A 17,824-nucleotide genomic window follows, 5' to 3' on the forward strand; every position below is an offset into this window, starting at 1 on the left:
TGCCCGCAGGAAAGTTCTTACAGCACTCGTAGACGCCGTCCGGCTGTCACAACCTGCCGACAATGCTAAGGTTCTGCCCTGGCTTTCGTACTTTCCAAGGAATCCTTTATGCCGGACGCCCAGTCCCTCAACGCTGCATTTATGGTGGTCCAGAGCAATAGCCTGGACGAACTGCGCAGCCTTGTGATCAGCATAATGCGGCGCTATCCATTGGCTCCTCTGGAAAACGAAATTGCTCTGGTACAGAGCAACGGCATTGCTCAGTGGCTCAAATTGGCCCTGGCAGAAGACCCCGAGGAAGATGACCTCGGCGGTTGCGGCATTGCCGCAGCAATCGATGTGCAGTTGCCCGGCAGTTTCATGTGGCAGTTGTACCGAATGGTTTTGGGCCGAGATGAAATTCCGCCCAAATCCCTGCTCGATAAAGCGCCATTGACCTGGCGTTTGATGCGCCTGCTCCCGCAGGTCATCGATCGTCCTCACTTTGAGCCGCTGCAACGCTTCCTCACCCACGACACTGACTTGCGCAAGCGCTATCAGCTGTCCGAGCGTCTGGCGGATCTCTTCGACCAATATCAGGTGTATCGGGCAGACTGGCTTGAGGATTGGGCGGAAGGGCGGCATCAGTTACGAAACGTCAGGGGCGAAATAAAACCACTGCCTCCGACCAGTTGCTGGCAAGCCGAATTGTGGCGCGCGCTATTGGGCGACGTGGGCGAAAAAGGCATGGCACAAAGCCGTGCCGGCGTTCATCAGCGATTTATCGAACGCATCAATAACCTGACAGAAGCTCCGGCTGGACTACCCTCGCGAGTCATTGTCTTCGGGATATCTTCATTGCCAGCTCAGGTGCTCGAAGCACTAGCAGGGCTCGCTCGTTTCAGCCAGGTTCTGCTCTGCGTACACAACCCTTGCCGTCACCACTGGGCCGATATCGTCGCGGACAAGGATTTACTGCGTCACCAATACAAGCGGCAATCGCGCAAGAGTGGCATGCCTGTCGCACTTGACCCAGACACACTGCATCAACACGCCCATCCATTATTGGCTGCATGGGGTAAACAGGGTCGCGACTACATCAACCTGCTCGACAGCTATGACGATCCCAACAGCTATCGTGCGGCCTTTCGCGACGGGCGAATTGACCTGTTCAGCGACACTCAGCCGCACAATTTGCTCAATCAATTACAGGACGACATCCTCGAGTTGCGTCCACTCAGTGAAACTCGCGAGCATTGGCCTCCTGTTGATCTGGCAAAGGACGATTCGATCCGTTTCCACATTGCCCACAGTGCTCAACGCGAAGTCGAAATCCTCCATGACCAGCTGTTGGCACGCTTCAGTGCCAACCCGGATCTGCGCCCGCGCGATGTGATCGTCATGGTGCCGGACGTCGACAGTTATGCCCCACACATTCGTGCTGTTTTTGGTCAGATCGATCGACATGATCCGCGCTTCATCCCCTTCACATTGGCGGATCAGGGCCAGCGTGGTCGGGATCCATTGCTGATCGCGGTCGAGCACCTGCTCAAGTTGCCGGACAGTCGTTTCCCGGTCAGCGAGATTCTCGATTTGCTCGACGTACCGGCGCTGCGTGCCCGCTTCGGCGTGGAAGAGCGCGACCTGCCGACGTTGCACCGCTGGATCGAAGGCGCGGGTGTGCGCTGGGGAATGAATGCCGAACAACGCGCCGGGCTTGGACTGCCGCAGGAACTGGAGCAGAACAGTTGGCATTTCGGTATGCGCCGAATGCTGCTGGGCTACGCGGTCGGCAGCGCCGAAGCCTGTGCCGGTATCGAGCCCTATGATGAAATCGGTGGTCTGGATGCTGCACTGATCGGGCCTTTGGTGGCCTTGCTCGATGCCCTGGAACTCGCTCATCAGCAGCTCACACAACCGGCTCAACCCAAAGAGTGGGGGCAGCGCCTGCAAGCGTTGATGCAATTGTTCTTCAAAGCCAGTAATGAGCACGATGATTACTTGCTGACGCAGTTGGAGGAGCTTCGCGAAACCTGGCTGGAGACCTGCGAGGCGGTAGGTCTGGTGGATGAACTGCCGCTGACCGTCGTACGGGAAGCCTGGCTGGCCGGACTGGATCAGGGCCGCCTGTCTCAGCGCTTCCTGGCCGGTGCGGTGAACTTTTGTACGCTGATGCCCATGCGCGCCATTCCCTTCAAACTGGTCTGTTTGCTGGGAATGAACGATGGTGATTACCCTCGCGCGCAGCCACCGCTGGACTTCGATCTGATGGGCAGCGATTACCGCCCGGGTGACCGTTCGCGGCGTGAAGACGATCGTTATCTGTTGCTCGAAGCGCTTCTGTCCGCACGCCATCAGCTCTACATCAGTTGGGTCGGCCGCAGCATTCGGGACAACAGTGAACGGCCTGCTTCGGTGTTGATCGGCCAATTGCGTGATCACCTCGCCAGTGGCTGGCGACTGCTCGACGAAAGCCAGGATCTGTTGAGCGCCATTACCGAAGAGCATCCGCTGCAACCGTTCAGTGCGCGCTATTTCCATGATGGCGATCAGCTGTTCAGCTACGCCAGTGAATGGCAGGTTTTGCATCAGCAACATGAGCCACAAACCGACGCTCAGTTACTCACGCCTTATATCCAGGAGGAACCGTTGAGCCTGGCCTTGTTGCAAGACTTCTTGCGCAACCCGGTCCGGCACTTTTTCACTCAGCGACTCAAAGTCTATTTCGAGGCCGCCGAAGCCCCGCTGGCCGATGAAGAGCCTTTCGTGCTGGACGCGTTGCAGCGTTATACGCTCAGTGACAGCCTGCTCGAAGCCGCGCTGCGACAGCCCGAGAATGTCGAGCAGGCGCTCGAAGCTCAGGCGCGCCGCCTGCAAAACAGCGGATTGTTGCCAATGGCCGGTTTTGGCGAATGCCTGCAACGCGAGTTGATCGAGCCGCTACCGGACTTGCTGCTACGCTATCGGCAACTTCTGACGTTATGGCCAACCCCGCTGACCAGCGCGATGCCGATTCATCTCGAGTTGCAGAATTTACGCCTTGAAGGCTGGCTCTCGGGCCTGCATCAGCGCGCCGATGGCGGTGTCTTGTCGATCACAACCATTCCCAACAGCATCGGCTCGATCAAGAGCCGCAAATGGCATCGACTGACCAAACCGTGGGTCAATCACCTTGTCGCCTGCGCCAGCGGCGTTTCACTGACCACAGCATTGGTGGCCAGTGACGATACCTTGCTGCTTGAGCCTATGGAGCAGGAAAGATCCGTTCGGTTCCTCGGTGACCTTCTCCTCGCCTGGCAGGCAGGCATGCGCCAGCCATTGCCGATTGCAGTGAAAACCGCGTTTGCCTGGCTGTCCCAGACCGATCCGCTCAAGGCCGAAGCTGCTGCCCGTAAAGCCTATGACGGTGATGGGCAGAACAGTGAAGGCGAGCGCCGCGAAAGTCCTGCGCTGACCCGGCAATATGCCGACTTTGATGCGCTGCTCGCGGACGAGACCTTCACCGGTTGGTGCGACGCGTTATACCGTCCTCTGTTTGAAGCACCCTGGCGTTCATTGTCCAGCGAAGGGGCGCGTTCATGAGTACGAAAACACCGCTCGCTCTGGCATTCCCGCTGCGTGGCAGTCAGTTGATCGAGGCCAGTGCCGGTACCGGTAAAACCTTCACCATTTCTGCGCTCTATCTGCGCCTGATCCTGGGGCATGGTGGCGAGTCGAGCGGGTTCCCTCGCGAACTGTTGCCGCCGCAAATCCTTGTAGTGACGTTCACCGATGCGGCAACCAAAGAGCTGCGTGAGCGGATTCGCACACGCCTCGCCGAAGCTGCACGTTACTTCCGTGATGAAATCCCCGCCCCCGACGGTTTGATCGCCGAACTACGCGATCAATTCGATCCTCGGCAATGGTCTGGATGCGCCAACCGGCTCGATATCGCTGCGCAATGGATGGACGAGGCTGCCGTCTCGACCATTCACAGTTGGTGTCAGCGCATGCTGCGCGAGCATGCGTTCGACAGCGGCAGCCTGTTTACCCAATCCCTGGAAACCGATCACAGCGATTTGCTCGGCGAAGTGCTGCGCGATTACTGGCGACTGTTCTGTTATCCGATGCAAGGCGATGCGCTGAACTGGGTTCGCAACAATTGGGGTGGGCCTGCGGCATTGTTGCCTCGGGTGCGCGGGCTGTTCGCCAGTGAGCGCGACAGCGATAACAGCAAGGCTCCGGCAGAGCTGATCGAAGAGTGTCTGCTGGAACGCCGTGCAGCCTTGATCGAATTGAAAATGCCCTGGCGTCAGTGGGCCGACGAGTTGCTCGTCATCTGCCATGAGGGTGTCGCGAATAAAGCCGTCGACGGGCGCAAGATGCAAGCGCGTTACTTCGAACCGTGGTTTGAAAAGCTCAAAGCCTGGGCAGAGGATGAGTCCCTCGAACAACTCGACATCGGCACCGGTTTCAGCCGGTTGACCCCTGATGGAATGGCCGAAGCGTGGAAAGGCCAGGCTCCGAGCCATCCGGGTCTGGACGCCATGCAGGGCCTCAAGTCGAGCCTCGATGCATTGCCAACGCCCGACGCTGCCGTTTTGCAACACGCCGCCAAATGGGTCGGCGCGCGCTTCGAAGAAGAGAAGCGCCGCCGTGCCGAGATGGGTTTCGACGACATGCTCTTGCGCCTGGATGCAGCGCTGCAATCTGACGGTGGCGAACGTCTTGCGACGTTGATCCGGGAGCAGTTCCCGGTGGCGTTGATTGACGAATTCCAGGACACCGACCCGGTGCAGTACCGCATCTTCGAGAGTATCTATCGCATCGAAGACAACAATCCCGATACTGGGCTGTTTCTGATCGGCGACCCCAAGCAGGCGATCTACGCATTCCGCGGTGCAGACATCTACACCTATCTGCGGGCGCGCCAAGCCACCACTGGCCGATTGCATACGCTGGGCACCAACTTCCGTTCCAGCCATGGCATGGTGACGGCAGTCAATCATGTGTTCGAGCGCGCCGAGTCCCGAGAGCAGGGACGCGGCGCGTTTTTGTTCCGCGAGAAAAGCGGCGAGAATCCTGTGCCGTTTCAGCCGGTTGATTCGCAAGGTCGCAAGGAGAAACTGCAGATCGCCGGGCAAGACGTCGCGGCGCTGAATGTCTGGCATTTATCCAGTGATCAACCGCTGTCAGGCGTGGTTTACCGGCAACAAATGGCAGCTGCATGCGCCAGTGAAATCACCGCTCTGCTCAATGGCGGGCAAACCGCTAGCGCCGGATTCACTCGGGACGGTGAAGCGTTCAGAGGCCTGCGCCCTTCGGATATCGCGATTCTCGTCCGGGATGGCAAAGAGGCTCAGGCCGTGCGCGGTCAACTCGCCGCCCGAGGCGTGCGCAGCGTTTACCTCTCCGACAAGGATTCGGTGTTCGCGGCGCAAGAAGCCCACGACCTGCTGTCCTGGCTCAAGGCATGTGCCGAGCCGGACGTCGAGCGTTCATTGAAAGCCGCATTGGCCTGCATCACCCTGAACCTGCCATTGGTTGAGCTGGAGCGGTTGAACCAGGATGAGCTGGTCTGGGAATCCCGGGTCATGCAGTTCCGCGGCTACCGCGAGCTGTGGCGCAAGCAAGGCGTGCTGCCGATGCTGCGGCGCCTGTTGCACGATTTCCATTTGCCGCAGGCGTTGATCGCACGCACTGACGGCGAACGTGTTCTGACCAACCTGTTGCACCTGTCGGAGCTGATGCAACAAGCCGCTGCGGAACTGGACGGCGAGCAAGCGTTGATCCGTCATTTGGCCGAGCTTCTGGCGCTGTCCGGTCAGGCTGGCGAAGAGCAGATCCTGCGTCTGGAAAGTGATGAGCAACTGGTCAAGGTCGTGACCATCCACAAGTCGAAAGGCCTTGAGTACCCTCTGGTATTTCTGCCATTCATTTGCTCGGCGAAACCGGTAGACGGCAGCCGTTTGCCGCTGCATTACCACGATGCTTCAGGCAAGGCTCAAGTCAGTCTCAAGCCGACCGCCGAGTTGATCGCACAAGCTGACGACGAACGTCTGGCTGAAGATCTGCGCCTGCTGTATGTCGCTCTGACCCGCGCGCAGCACGCCTGTTGGCTGGGTGTGACGGATCTCAAGCGAGGCAATAACAATAGTTCGGTATTGCACCTTTCTGCACTTGGCTACTTGCTGGGCGGTGGTGCATCGCTGGGTGAATCCAGCGGACTGAACCGTTGGTTAGAAGATTTGCAACAAGACTGCCCGGCCATCAGCCTGGCAGAAATGCCGCCGCCCACCGAGGAGCATTACCAACCGCCACGCAATGACGCGATCCTCAGTGCCACGCTGTTACCCAAGCGCAAAGCCAGCGAAAACTGGTGGATCGCTTCCTACAGCGCATTGCGCATCAGTGATGTCTTGAGCATGGGCAGCGACGAAGCTCCGGACAGCCCGCAAGCACAGAAACTGTTCGATGACGAACGCCTCGACCCTGATGCGCCGCGAGAGATCATCGCTGGCGGCGCCGATATCCATCGGTTTCCCCGTGGCCCCAATCCGGGCACGTTTCTCCACGGTTTGCTGGAGTGGGCCGGTGACGACGGCTTTGCGGTTACTCGCGAAGCGCTGGAGGATTCGATTGCCCGCCGCTGCAACCTGCGTGGCTGGGAAGGCTGGATCACGACCCTGAGTGACTGGTTACAACACCTGCTCAAATCCCCGCTGTCGATTGGCGGCGGGCAGGCGCCGGTGGTTCTTGAGCAACTGAAGCAATATCGGGTTGAAATGGAATTCTGGTTCGCCAGCCATAAGGTCGACGTGCTCAAACTCGACGAACTCGTGCGTCAGTACACCCATAATGGTCTGGCCCGCGTCGCAGCAGAACCGGTACAACTCAATGGCATGTTCAAGGGCTTTATCGACCTGACCTTTGAGCACGATGGCCGTTATTACGTAGCCGATTACAAATCCAACTGGCTGGGCGTGGATGATCTGGCGTACACCGAGCAGGCGATGGAAAAGTCGATCCTCGACAACCGCTACGACCTGCAATACGTGTTGTACCTGTTGGCGTTGCATCGTCAGCTCAAGGCGCGGCTGCCTGACTACGATTACGACCGGCATGTCGGCGGAGCACTGTATCTGTTCCTGCGCGGCACGCGAGCCGACAGTCGCGGTGTGTACTTTGCGCGACCGCCGCGCGAGTTGATCGAACGACTGGACCGGATGTTCCAGGGTAAACCTGAACCCAAGGCCGAACCCGCATGGGAACAGGGAATCCTGCTATGAACCGTACCTTCGCTGATCTGCTACCAACGCCTTTGACCGCCGACAGCCTGTCAACGCTTTCACCGCTGAGCAAGGCCGATGATCTGTTGCTGTTGCTCAGCCGCTGGGTCGAGCGTGGCTGGCTGCGGGCGCTGGACAAGGCATTCGTCGCGTTTCTTTACGAGCTTGAACCTGATACCGATCCGCTGGTACTGCTCGCCGCGGCCCTGACCAGCCATCAACTCGGCCATGGGCACGTTTGCCTGGACCTGTTCGAAACCCTCAAAGCTCCTGATTTCGCACTGTCATTGCCGCCCGAAGGCGATGTGCAAGGTGGCGTGCTGCTGTTGCCTTCGCAGTTGCTTGAAGCACTCGATGGCGTGCATTGGTGCAAGGCGTTGGCAGGCAGTGATCTGGTCGCGCTGTCGGCCGATGTCCGGGAAACGGCGCAGCAGCGACCGCTGGTGCTCTGCGGAAAACGCCTGTATCTGCGCCGCTACTGGGCGTACGAGCGGCGCATCGACACGGCATTGCGCCAACGTCTCGCCCAAGGCGAAGCGACACCGGATGACCTGCCGCAACGCCTGAACGAACTGTTCGGAGCGGCCAGGGCCGGTGAGGTGATCGACTGGCAGAAGCTCGCCTGCGCACTCGCCACGCGTGGTGCTTTCAGCATCGTCACGGGCGGTCCCGGCACCGGTAAAACCACCACGGTGGTGCGTTTGCTGGCGCTCCTGCAAGCGCCGGCGGTAGAGGCTGGTCAGCCACTGCGGATTCGTTTGGCCGCACCGACCGGCAAGGCCGCTGCGCGATTGACCGAGTCCATCAGTCAGCAAGTGCAATCGTTGAAAGTTGCCGAAAACGTGCGGGCAAAAATCCCTTGCGACGTAACCACGGTGCACCGTTTGCTTGGCAGCCGTCCCGGCACCCGACACTTCCGTCACCATGCTGGCAACCGCTTACCGCTGGACGTGCTCGTGGTCGATGAAGCGTCGATGATCGACCTGGAGATGATGGCCAATCTGCTCGACGCCTTGCCGGCTCACGCCCGACTGGTGTTGTTGGGCGACAAGGATCAACTGGCTTCTGTAGAGGCCGGAGCGGTGCTGGGGGATTTGTGCCGTGATGCCGAGGGCGGTTGGTACAGCCCACAGACTCGCCAGTGGCTGGAGTCGGTCAGTGGCGAATCGCTGCAGGACAGCGGTTTGCATGAAGACGTCGACGGCGCGCACCCGCTGGCACAGCAAGTGGTGATGCTGCGTCATTCGCGGCGCTTCGGCGAGGGCAGCGGCATTGGTCAGCTGGCGCGGCGCGTCAACCAACAGTTGCCGGAAGAGGCACGTGAGTTGCTCTCGGCCGGGCACTATGACGATGTGTTTTCGCTAGCGCTGAAAGGCGAGCACGATCACCATCTGGAGCGATTGCTGCTCGAGGGCCATGGCGACGGCCCACAAGGCTATCGGCACTATTTGAGCGTGCTGCGCAATCAGCGCCCGACGCCGGGCAGACCGCTGGAACACCCTGACTGGATCAATTGGGCGCGGGAGGTTCTGCAGGCGTTCGATACCTTCCAGTTATTGTGTGCCGTGCGCAAAGGGCCATGGGGCGTTGAAGGCTTGAACCTGCGCATCACCGCAGCGCTGCTCAAGGCGCGGCTGATCGAAAACGACCAGCAATGGTACGAAGGTCGCCCAGTGCTGATGACACGCAACGACTACGGTCTGGGCTTGATGAACGGCGATATCGGTATCGCCCTCAAGTTGCCCGAACGCGAAGGGCCGGACGCCGGTAAACCGGTGCTGCGCGTGGCTTTCCCGCGCAACGATGGGCAGGGCGGCGTGCGCTTCGTGTTGCCGAGCCGGCTCAACGACGTCGAAACCGTCTACGCGATGACGGTGCACAAGTCCCAGGGTTCGGAGTTCGCCCACACCGCGCTGATTCTGCCGGACGCCCTGAATCCGGTGCTGACCAAAGAACTGATCTACACCGGCATCACCCGGGCCAAGCACTGGTTTACCTTGGTCGAACCCCGCGCCGGGGTGTTTGAGGAAGCGGTGTTGCGCAAGGTCAAACGCCTGAGCGGGCTGATGCTGGAACTTGAAGAAGGCTTCGAGCCTCAGGGATGAAAACCTGCGTGATCGGCGGCGATTACTGACTAACCGGTCAGTGCTCGCTGCCTCGCTGGCATTTCGCCGCTGTGCTATCGTTGCGGCATCATTTCGGTACGATCCAAGAGAATCCCTGCATGAAGGTGTCTGTCTGGTCGACAGCGCGCGTAGTTGGCTGCAAGCACGCGTGGCTGGTCGGTCTGCTCTGGCTGCTGACGGGCATGGCCGTCGCGCAGCCACAAGCGCCGACAGGCATGGCTGAGCAGCGCGCCCAATCTGTCACGCAAGTCGTACTTGGCATCCTCAGTTACGCCCGTTGGCCGGTCGAGCCCGCGCAATTGCGCCTGTGCATCGTCGGGCCCACCGAATACACCGACGACCTCGTCAAAGGCACCACTCAGGCGACTGGCCGGCCGGTTATCGTGCGTCGATTGCTGGCCGACAATCCGGCCATCGCCAATGAATGCGACGCGGTGTATATCGGCAAACTCACGTCGGAGGAGCGCAGTCGGCTCTTTGCGTCGCTGATCGGCCATCCGGTGTTGAGCATCAGCGAAGGCGGTGATCAGTGCACGGTGGGCAGTCTGTTCTGCCTGCGGGTTGGCGACGATCAGGTGTCTTTCGAAGTCAATCTCGACTCCGTCGCCCGCAGTGGCGTACGTATTCACCCAAGCGTCCTGCAGTTGTCGCGTCGCAAACTGGCGGCGCCATGAAACTGTTCAGCTCGAAAGTTCGCCCCACGCTGGGCTCGGTCATTGGTCGCGGCAACTTGACGGTGGCGCTGCTGGCGGTGGCCATGGCCAGTGTTTCGCTGACACTGCTTGGCGTGTTGGCGCTGCGGGTTTATGCCGATCACAACCTGCACCTGATTGCCCGCTCGATCAGCTATACGGTGGAAGCGGCAGTGGTGTTCAACGACAAGACCGCCGCTACGGAAGCGCTGGAGCTGATCGCGTCCACCGAAGAAGTAGCCGATGCGCAGGTGCTCGATGCGCGGGGCCAGTTGCTCGCGCGTTGGCAACGACCAGAGAACGGGCTGTTCTCCGGGCTGGAAACGCTCATCACCCGCGCCCTTCTGGAAAAGCCCATCAGCCTGCCGATCGTCCATCAGGATCGTGAAATCGGCCGCGTCTTGCTTATTGGGCACGGCGGCAGCCTGATGCGTTTTCTGCTCAGTGGTCTGGCCGGGATCATTCTCTGTACTGCCATCAGCGCTTGCCTGGCGATCTATCTGGCACGTCGGCAGCTGCGCGAAATCATCGGCCCGTTGCGCAGTCTGGCCACGGTGGCCCACGCCGCGCGCAGCGAACGCGCGTTGGACCGACGCGTACCGCCAGCGCAAATCGCCGAGCTGGACAATCTCGGCAACGACTTCAATGCCTTGCTTGATGAGCTCGAGTCCTGGCAGAGCCATCTGCAGAGCGAAAACGAGACACTTGCCCACCAGGCCAGTCACGACAGCCTCACTGGACTACCGAACCGCGCCTTTTTCGAGGGCCGCCTGATTCGCGCCTTGCGCAGTGGTGGCAAGCTCAACGAACGAGTCGCCGTGCTGTTTCTCGACAGTGACCGCTTTAAAGGCATCAACGACAACTTTGGCCATGCCGCCGGCGATGCCGTGTTGGTGGCTATTGCCAATCGCATCCGCGCGCAATTGCGTGAGGAAGACCTGGTGGCGCGACTGGGCGGTGACGAGTTCGCCGTGCTGCTGACGCCGCTGCACAAGATCGAAGATGCCGAGCGTATTGCCGACAAGATCCTCGCCAGCATGGATACGCCTATCGCGCTGCCGGGTGGGACCAGTGTCGTGACCTCGCTCAGTATCGGCATCGCGGTTTTCCCCGATCATGGCGCGACCCCCGGTGCGCTGCTCAACGCCGCCGATGCGGCGATGTATCAGGCCAAGCGTCTGTCGCGTGGCGCCCAATTCACGGCTGGGGCGGAGCACCCGGTCGATCCCGTTCAAACCAGGAGCTGATTCCCGTGTTCACACTGCCCATTCGTTTGTTTTCCGCGCTGCTATTGATGGCGGCACTGACCCTGACCGGTTGCCAGACCGCCCCGCCAAAAGGCCTGACTCCGGCGCAAATTGCCGTGCTCAAACAACAAGGCTTTGAGCTGACTGAAGAGGGCTGGGAGTTTGGCCTGTCGGGCAAAGTGCTGTTTGGCAGCGACGTGGAAAGCCTGAACGCGCAAAGCACCGAGATTGTCGAGCGCATCGGCAAGGCCCTGCTCGGTGTTGGTATCGAGCGCGTGCGAGTCGACGGCCATACCGATGCGTCGGGCAAAGAAACCTACAACCAGCAACTGTCGCTGCGCCGCGCCAAAAGCGTCGCCAACGTGCTCGGCACGGTCGGCATGAAGCCGGAAAATATCCAGTTGCAAGGTCTCGGCAGCAGCGAGCCGGTGGCCCCGAACACCACGGCGGCGGGCCGCACGGAAAACCGTCGGGTGGCGATTGTGGTCAGCGCCGGTTAATCGGCGAACTGCATCTCACGGCTTTCACCCATCAACAGCGGCTGATTGCGCTCGGTCACCTCGCGGATGTAATCCCACAACAGGGTAATCCGCTTGAGCTTCCTCAGGTCCTCGCGGCAGTACATCCAGAACTGCCGGGTGATGTTGATTTCTTCCGGCAGTACCGGCAGCAGGCGTGGGTCCTGCGCGGCGAGGAAACACGGCAGAATCGCCAGTGAACGTCCTTGCTGCGCGGCCACAAATTGCGCGATCACGCTGGTGCTGCGCAGGTTCGCGTGGGCGCCGGGCAGCACGTTCGCCAGGTACAGCAGCTCCGAACTGAACGCCAGATCGTCCACATAACTGATGAATTGATGCTTGCTCAAGTCGGCCGGGCGGCGGATCGGTGGGTGTTGGTCGAGGTAGTCCTGGGTCGCGTAGAGCTGCAAGCGGTAGTCGCAGAGTTTGCAGCAGACGTACGGCCCATGCTCAGGACGCTCCAAGGCGATGACAATATCGGCTTCGCGCTTGGACAGGCTGATGAAGTGCGGCAGCGGCAGGATGTCCACCGAAATCGCCGGGTAGGCATCAACGAAGTGGCTCAATTGCGGGGTGATGAAAAAACTGCCGAAACCTTCGGTGCAGCCCATGCGCACATGCCCGGACAGCGCCACGCCGGAGCCGGAAACCTGCTCGCAGGCCATGTGCAAGGTGCTTTCGATCGACTCGGCATAACCGAGCAAACGCTGGCCTTCGGTGGTCAGCACAAAACCGCTGGTGCGCGACTTCTCGAACAGCAACGTGCCTAACGCCGCTTCCAGCGAACTGATCCGGCGCGACACCGTGGTGTAGTCGACAGCCAGCCGTTTGGCGGCGGTGCTGGCCTTGCGGGTACGGGCGACTTCGAGGAAAAACTTGAGGTCGTCCCAGTTCAGCGAACCTAAAGAGGTGATGTTTTTTTGCATGATGGACGGGCTTATATGTGCGTTCTTATTAGAAGTTTGCACATCTATACTCCAAAAACAGTCCGACAACCAATTCGTGACACACGCCTCATCTCAAGGCGAACCCTTCGCCTTGGCTCCTACGATAAAAACAAGTTTTGGAGACCAGCATGAACGCATCGCTTACGCCCAACGAAACCACGGTTCAGAAGGTCAAACTGCTGATCAACGGTGAATGGGTCGAATCGCAGACCACCGAATGGCACGACATCGTCAATCCGGCGACCCAAGAAGTGCTGGCCAAGGTGCCGTTCGCCACTGCCACTGAAGTGGATGCCGCCATCAGTGCCGCTCACCGCGCCTTCCAGACCTGGAAACTGACCCCGATTGGCGCCCGCATGCGCATCATGCTCAAGCTGCAAGCGCTGATCCGCGAACACTCCAAACGCATCGCCGTGGTGCTTAGCGCCGAGCAGGGCAAAACCATTGCCGACGCCGAGGGGGATATTTTCCGTGGCCTGGAAGTGGTCGAACATGCCTGCTCCATCGGCACCCTGCAAATGGGTGAATTCGCCGAAAACGTTGCCGGCGGCGTCGACACTTACACCTTGCGCCAGCCAATCGGTGTGTGCGCCGGCATCACGCCGTTCAACTTCCCGGCCATGATTCCGCTGTGGATGTTCCCGATGGCTATCGCGTGCGGCAACACCTTCGTCTTGAAACCTTCGGAACAGGATCCGCTGTCGACCATGTTGTTGGTGGAGTTGGCCATCGAGGCCGGCGTTCCGGCTGGTGTGCTCAACGTGGTGCATGGTGGTAAAGATGTGGTCGATGGTCTGTGCACGCACAAGGACATCAAAGCGGTGTCCTTCGTCGGTTCGACGGCGGTCGGCACTCACGTTTATGACTTGGCCGGCAAGCACGGCAAACGCGTGCAATCGATGATGGGCGCGAAGAACCACGCCGTGGTGCTGGCGGACGCCAATCGCGAACAAGCGCTGAATGCGCTGGTCGGCGCCGGTTTCGGTGCGGCCGGGCAACGTTGCATGGCCACCTCGGTGGTAGTGCTGGTTGGCGCTGCGAAACAATGGTTGCCGGATCTGAAAGCGCTGGCGCAGAAACTTACGGTCAATGCCGGTAGCGAGCCGGGCACCGATGTCGGGCCGGTGATCTCGAAGAAAGCCAAGGCACGGATTCTCGAGCTGATCGAAAGCGGTATCAAGGAGGGCGCCAAGCTCGAACTGGATGGCCGCGACATCAAGGTGCCGGGCTACGAGCAAGGCAACTTTGTCGGCCCGACCCTGTTCTCGGGCGTGACCACCGACATGCAGATTTACACCCAGGAAATCTTCGGCCCGGTGCTGGTGGTGCTGGAAGTCGATACCCTTGATCAGGCGATTGCGCTGGTCAACGCCAACCCGTTCGGCAACGGCACGGGTCTGTTCACTCAGAGCGGCGCGGCGGCGCGTAAATTCCAGACTGAAATCGACGTCGGCCAGGTCGGCATCAATATTCCGATTCCAGTGCCGGTGCCATTCTTCAGCTTCACCGGTTCGCGTGGTTCGAAACTCGGCGACCTCGGCCCGTACGGCAAGCAAGTGGTGCAGTTCTACACACAGACCAAAACGGTCACGGCGCGCTGGTTCGATGACGACAGCGTCAACGACGGCGTGAACACCACCATCAACCTGCGCTGAGGAACGGGCCATGAAAATCGCATTTATCGGTCTGGGCAACATGGGCGCGCCAATGGCGCGCAACCTGATCAAGGCTGGCCATTCGCTGAATCTGGTCGACCTGAACAAAACCGTACTGGCGGAACTGGAGCAACTGGGCGGCACCATTCGTTCGTCGGCGCGCGAAGCTGCCGAGGACGCCGAACTGGTGATCACCATGCTCCCGGCAGCCGTGCATGTGCGCAGCGTATGGCTGGGTGAGGACGGCGTGCTCGCCGGCATCGGCAAAGGCGTGCCGGCAGTGGATTGCAGCACCATCGATCCACAGACGGCTCGCGATGTGGCTGCCGCGGCTGCGAAACAAGGTGTGACCGTGGCCGATGCGCCGGTTTCGGGCGGCACTGGCGGCGCGACCGCTGGAACCCTGACATTTATGGTCGGCGCGACCCCGGAACTGTTCGCCACCCTGCAACCGGTGCTGGCGCAGATGGGCCGCAACATCGTGCATTGCGGTGAAGTCGGCACCGGGCAGATTGCCAAGATCTGCAACAACTTGCTGCTGGCGATTTCCATGGTCGGCGTCAGTGAAGCGATGGCCCTGGGCGATGCGCTGGGCATCGACACGTCGGTGTTGGCCGGCATCATCAACAGCTCGACCGGGCGTTGCTGGAGTTCGGAAATGTACAACCCGTGGCCGGGCATCGTCGAAACGGCGCCGGCCTCGCGCGGTTATACCGGCGGGTTTGGGGCGGAGTTGATGCTCAAGGATCTCGGGCTGGCGACGGAAGCGGCGCGTCAGGCGCATCAACCGGTGGTGCTCGGCGCGGTGGCGCAGCAGTTGTATCAGGCGATGAGCCAGCGCGGTGAAGGCGGGAAAGATTTCTCGGCGATCATCAACAGCTATCGCAAGCCGCAGTAACTTTTCAAAGTCTCTGGTGAAAGAGCTTTTTGTGGCGAGGGGATTTATCCCCGCTCGGCTGCGCAGCAGTCGCAAAACCTGAGCCCGCGTTTTGACTGACAAAATGCAGGGGGCCGCTTCGCAGCCCATCGGGGATAAATCCCCTCGCCACAGGTTCTCTATTCCCACAGATATCTCTGGGGTGTGGATATCTCTGGGATGTACTGAAAAAAATTGCAGTAGGTGTTGCCGGGAAATCACGTCGGGTGATTTCCCGGCTTTTTTGCATCAGGCAAACACGAAATATTTGCGCACCGTCTCAACCACTTCCCACGTGCCTTTCATCCCCGGTTCAACCACGAAAATATCGCCGGCGCGCAGGTGAATCGGCGCCATGCCGTCCGGGGTGATCACGCAGTAGCCTTCCTGGAAATGGCAGTACTCCCACTTCACATATTCCACGCGCCACTTGCCCGGTGTGCAGATCCAGGTGCCCATGATCTTGCTGCCGTCTTCGCTGGTGTAGGCGTTGAGGTTGACGGTGTGCGGGTCGCCCTCGAGTTTTTCCCATTTGCAGGCATCGAGTACCGGCAGCGGGTGGGTGTCGCGCAGAACAGTGATAGGGGCGGTCGCGGTCATGGGGGACTCCGGGCAGTGGACTTGAGGAATGAAGTCGCACCCTATAGCGCCCGGGCGCTGCTCAGTTGTCTGTGCTCGACATCGAAGTGCTCAGAAGCGCGCGCACCGCTTAGAGGTTTTTCAGCGGGCAACTGACTCTGGCGTGCTCAAGGGTTGCCTCGAACCCTTCCAGTTGCGCGTATTGCCGGGTGAGCTCGGCCATGCTGTCGTTGATTTCGCGTTTCTTCGCTTCGATGGCCTGTCGTGCCAGCGCCCAAGGCATCGCCTCACCGTGGTGATCAGCGAAGATCGCCTGCAACTCCTTGAGCCGAAAACCCATGTCTTTGGCGCATTTGATGAAGATCAGCAGTTCGACACTTTGTTGATCGTAGAGGCGGTAGTTGCCATGGCGGCGAGGTTTGGGCAGCAGGCCGATCGTCTCGTAGTGACGGATACTTTTGATGGTGGTGCCGGAGCGTTGCGCAGCTTGAGCAGCACCCGATCAAAAAAACCTTTGAGCAGCGCCGGAATACCGCCCCACCAGATCGGGTAAACCAGCGTCAGATGTTCGGCCCAGAGGATGTCGGACTGAGCCCCGCTCAAGTCATCTTCCAGCGCCTGGACCTGTTGATAACCTGCACACAGCACCGGATCGAAATCCAGCGCTCCGAGTCGCAACTGCCGCACCTCATGCCCGGCCTCAAGCGCCGATTGGGCGTAACCCTCGGCAAGCGCGGCGCAGAAACTGCTCGCCGAAGGATGGCCGAGAATCAACAGAATGCGTTTGCCCATGTCACTGTCCCTGCTGGAAAAAGCCAAGGATGAAGTCTGCCCCTTAGGGGAGAGTCAAGGTGTGCAACAACGCTTTGGCGTAGCCCGGCAATGCGCTGAAATCTCTGGCACAGAGCATCAGGGTACGGCGGGCCCAGGGTTCATCAAGGGCAATGCTTTTGAAGGTGCGAGACGCCGCGCGTTCGACAGCGGCCAGTGGCACGATGGCAAGCCCCGCGCCACGGCCGACCATGCGTATCACGCCGTCGAAGCCATCCGCGCGGATGCGCACCTGCATTCGCGAGCCGCTGTGCAGGGCCTGTTCTTCGAGATAGATGGCCAAGGCACTGTCGGCGCTCAGTCCTACAAAGTCGTGGCGCAAGGCGTCGCTGAAACTGACCTCGGCGGCGTCAGACAATGGGTGGTCGAGCGGCAGAATCAGCACCAGTGGATCGTCGCGGAACGCTTGCGTCTGTAAGTCGCTGGTGTCGACCGCGTCAGACACAATCCCCAGATCCGCCGCACCCTGGCGCAACGCGTGAGTGATGCGTGCGCTGGGCAGCTCTTGCAGGTCGATGTCGAGATTGGGGTGGCTGCGCAAGAAGTCCGCGAGCACTTCCGGCAGGTATTCGGTGATCGCGGTGGTGTTGCACAGCAGACGCACCTGACCTTTGACGCCTTGGGCGTAGTCGGCCAGATCCTGCTGCATGCGTTCGGCCTGTTGCAAGAGGATGCGCGCGTGTTGCGCCAAGGCTTTGCCGGCGGGAGTCGGCGTGATGCCACGCCGGCCGCGCTGCAGAAACTCGGTGCCCAAAGATGCTTCCATCGCGCGGATTCTGGCGCTGGCGGCGGCAAGTGACAGATGGCTGCGGGCGGCGCCGGCGGTGATGTTGCCGGTGTCGAGAATGTGCAGGTAGAGGCGCAGGTCTGTGAGGTCGAAGTGCATGATGATGGCCTCTGATTTGGTAGTGACTGGACTGGCCCTTTCGCGAGCAGGCTCGCTCCCACAGGTTTGTGCTCGCCACAGATCCAATGTGGGAGCGAGCCTGCTCGCGAAGGGGCCTGAGGTCTCAAAGAAAATTTCAGCCTCTTGTTATGAAAGAGGCAGCCTCAGTATATGGCAGAT

At 60.2% G+C, this 17,824-nt stretch carries 12 protein-coding genes and 1 pseudogene; 8 read left to right on the forward strand and 5 right to left on the reverse strand.

The genetic code is table 11. The features are described 5' to 3' along the window. The first annotated feature begins 108 nt into the window (after window positions 1-108). The 6 genes from recC (at window position 109) to yfiB (ending at window position 11,812) form a co-directional block, all read left to right on the forward strand. On the forward strand, window positions 109-3,561 hold the full coding sequence (recC, locus tag JFT91_RS23555) for an exodeoxyribonuclease V subunit gamma (protein WP_201234044.1): 3,453 nt from the start codon (window positions 109-111) through the stop codon (window positions 3,559-3,561). Further along, the gene (recB, locus tag JFT91_RS23560) at window positions 3,558-7,247 is read left to right on the forward strand and encodes an exodeoxyribonuclease V subunit beta (RefSeq protein WP_201228076.1); all 3,690 of its coding nucleotides are present in this window, start codon (window positions 3,558-3,560) and stop codon (window positions 7,245-7,247) included. The genes recC and recB overlap by 4 nt, the downstream gene beginning before the upstream one ends. Continuing rightward, the gene (gene recD, locus JFT91_RS23565) at window positions 7,244-9,352 is read left to right on the forward strand and encodes an exodeoxyribonuclease V subunit alpha (protein WP_201234045.1); all 2,109 of its coding nucleotides are present in this window, start codon (window positions 7,244-7,246) and stop codon (window positions 9,350-9,352) included. Before recB ends, recD begins: the two co-directional genes overlap by 4 nt. Before the next feature lie 119 nt (window positions 9,353-9,471). After that, complete coding sequence (yfiR, locus tag JFT91_RS23570) at window positions 9,472-10,047, forward strand: regulatory sequestration protein YfiR (protein ID WP_201234046.1); 576 nt, start codon at window positions 9,472-9,474, stop codon at window positions 10,045-10,047. Next, window positions 10,044-11,312, forward strand: a complete 1,269-nt coding sequence (dgcN, locus tag JFT91_RS23575) for a diguanylate cyclase DgcN/YfiN (RefSeq protein WP_201234047.1) — start codon at window positions 10,044-10,046, stop codon at window positions 11,310-11,312. The genes yfiR and dgcN overlap by 4 nt, the downstream gene beginning before the upstream one ends. Before the next feature lie 5 nt (window positions 11,313-11,317). Beyond that, window positions 11,318-11,812, forward strand: a complete 495-nt coding sequence (yfiB, locus tag JFT91_RS23580; RefSeq protein WP_518524893.1) for an outer membrane lipoprotein YfiB — start codon at window positions 11,318-11,320, stop codon at window positions 11,810-11,812. On the opposite strand, the gene JFT91_RS23585 is transcribed toward yfiB, so the two are convergent. Continuing rightward, on the reverse strand, window positions 11,809-12,756 hold the full coding sequence (locus tag JFT91_RS23585; protein ID WP_201234048.1) for a LysR family transcriptional regulator: 948 nt from the start codon (window positions 12,754-12,756) through the stop codon (window positions 11,809-11,811). The two genes, yfiB and JFT91_RS23585, sit on opposite strands and share 4 nt — an antisense overlap. Window positions 12,757-12,905: 149 nt before the next feature. Between JFT91_RS23585 and JFT91_RS23590 the strand changes: the two genes are divergently transcribed. Together JFT91_RS23590 and mmsB are read left to right on the forward strand one after the other, a co-directional pair. Continuing rightward, on the forward strand, window positions 12,906-14,432 hold the full coding sequence (locus JFT91_RS23590; RefSeq protein ID WP_201234049.1) for a CoA-acylating methylmalonate-semialdehyde dehydrogenase: 1,527 nt from the start codon (window positions 12,906-12,908) through the stop codon (window positions 14,430-14,432). Between the two features lie 10 nt (window positions 14,433-14,442). Further along, a complete protein-coding gene (gene mmsB, locus JFT91_RS23595) occupies window positions 14,443-15,330 on the forward strand; it encodes a 3-hydroxyisobutyrate dehydrogenase (protein ID WP_201234050.1) in 888 nt (295 codons plus the stop codon). A gap of 267 nt (window positions 15,331-15,597) precedes the next feature. Here the strand turns inward: mmsB and JFT91_RS23600 are convergent, their stop codons facing one another. The 4 genes and pseudogenes from JFT91_RS23600 to JFT91_RS23615 form a co-directional block, all read right to left on the reverse strand. Next, a complete protein-coding gene (locus JFT91_RS23600; RefSeq protein WP_122589396.1) occupies window positions 15,598-15,948 on the reverse strand; it encodes a cupin domain-containing protein in 351 nt (116 codons plus the stop codon). Window positions 15,949-16,057: 109 nt separating this feature from the next. Further along, window positions 16,058-16,267, reverse strand: coding sequence for a MerR family DNA-binding protein (locus JFT91_RS30310; RefSeq protein ID WP_201234051.1), 210 nt, complete (start codon window positions 16,265-16,267; stop codon window positions 16,058-16,060). Window positions 16,268-16,380: 113 nt separating this feature from the next. Next, window positions 16,381-16,719 (reverse strand): annotated as a pseudogene (locus JFT91_RS23610) (NAD(P)H-dependent oxidoreductase); the annotation flags it as partial. Between the two features lie 43 nt (window positions 16,720-16,762). After that, window positions 16,763-17,644 carry a LysR substrate-binding domain-containing protein gene (locus JFT91_RS23615; RefSeq protein ID WP_201234053.1) on the reverse strand — a complete coding sequence of 294 codons (882 nt, stop codon included), beginning with the start codon at window positions 17,642-17,644 and terminating at the stop codon, window positions 16,763-16,765. Window positions 17,645-17,824 lie beyond the last annotated feature (180 nt).

This window comes from Pseudomonas sp. TH08, from assembly GCF_016651275.1.
In the GTDB taxonomy this organism is placed as follows: domain Bacteria; phylum Pseudomonadota; class Gammaproteobacteria; order Pseudomonadales; family Pseudomonadaceae; genus Aquipseudomonas.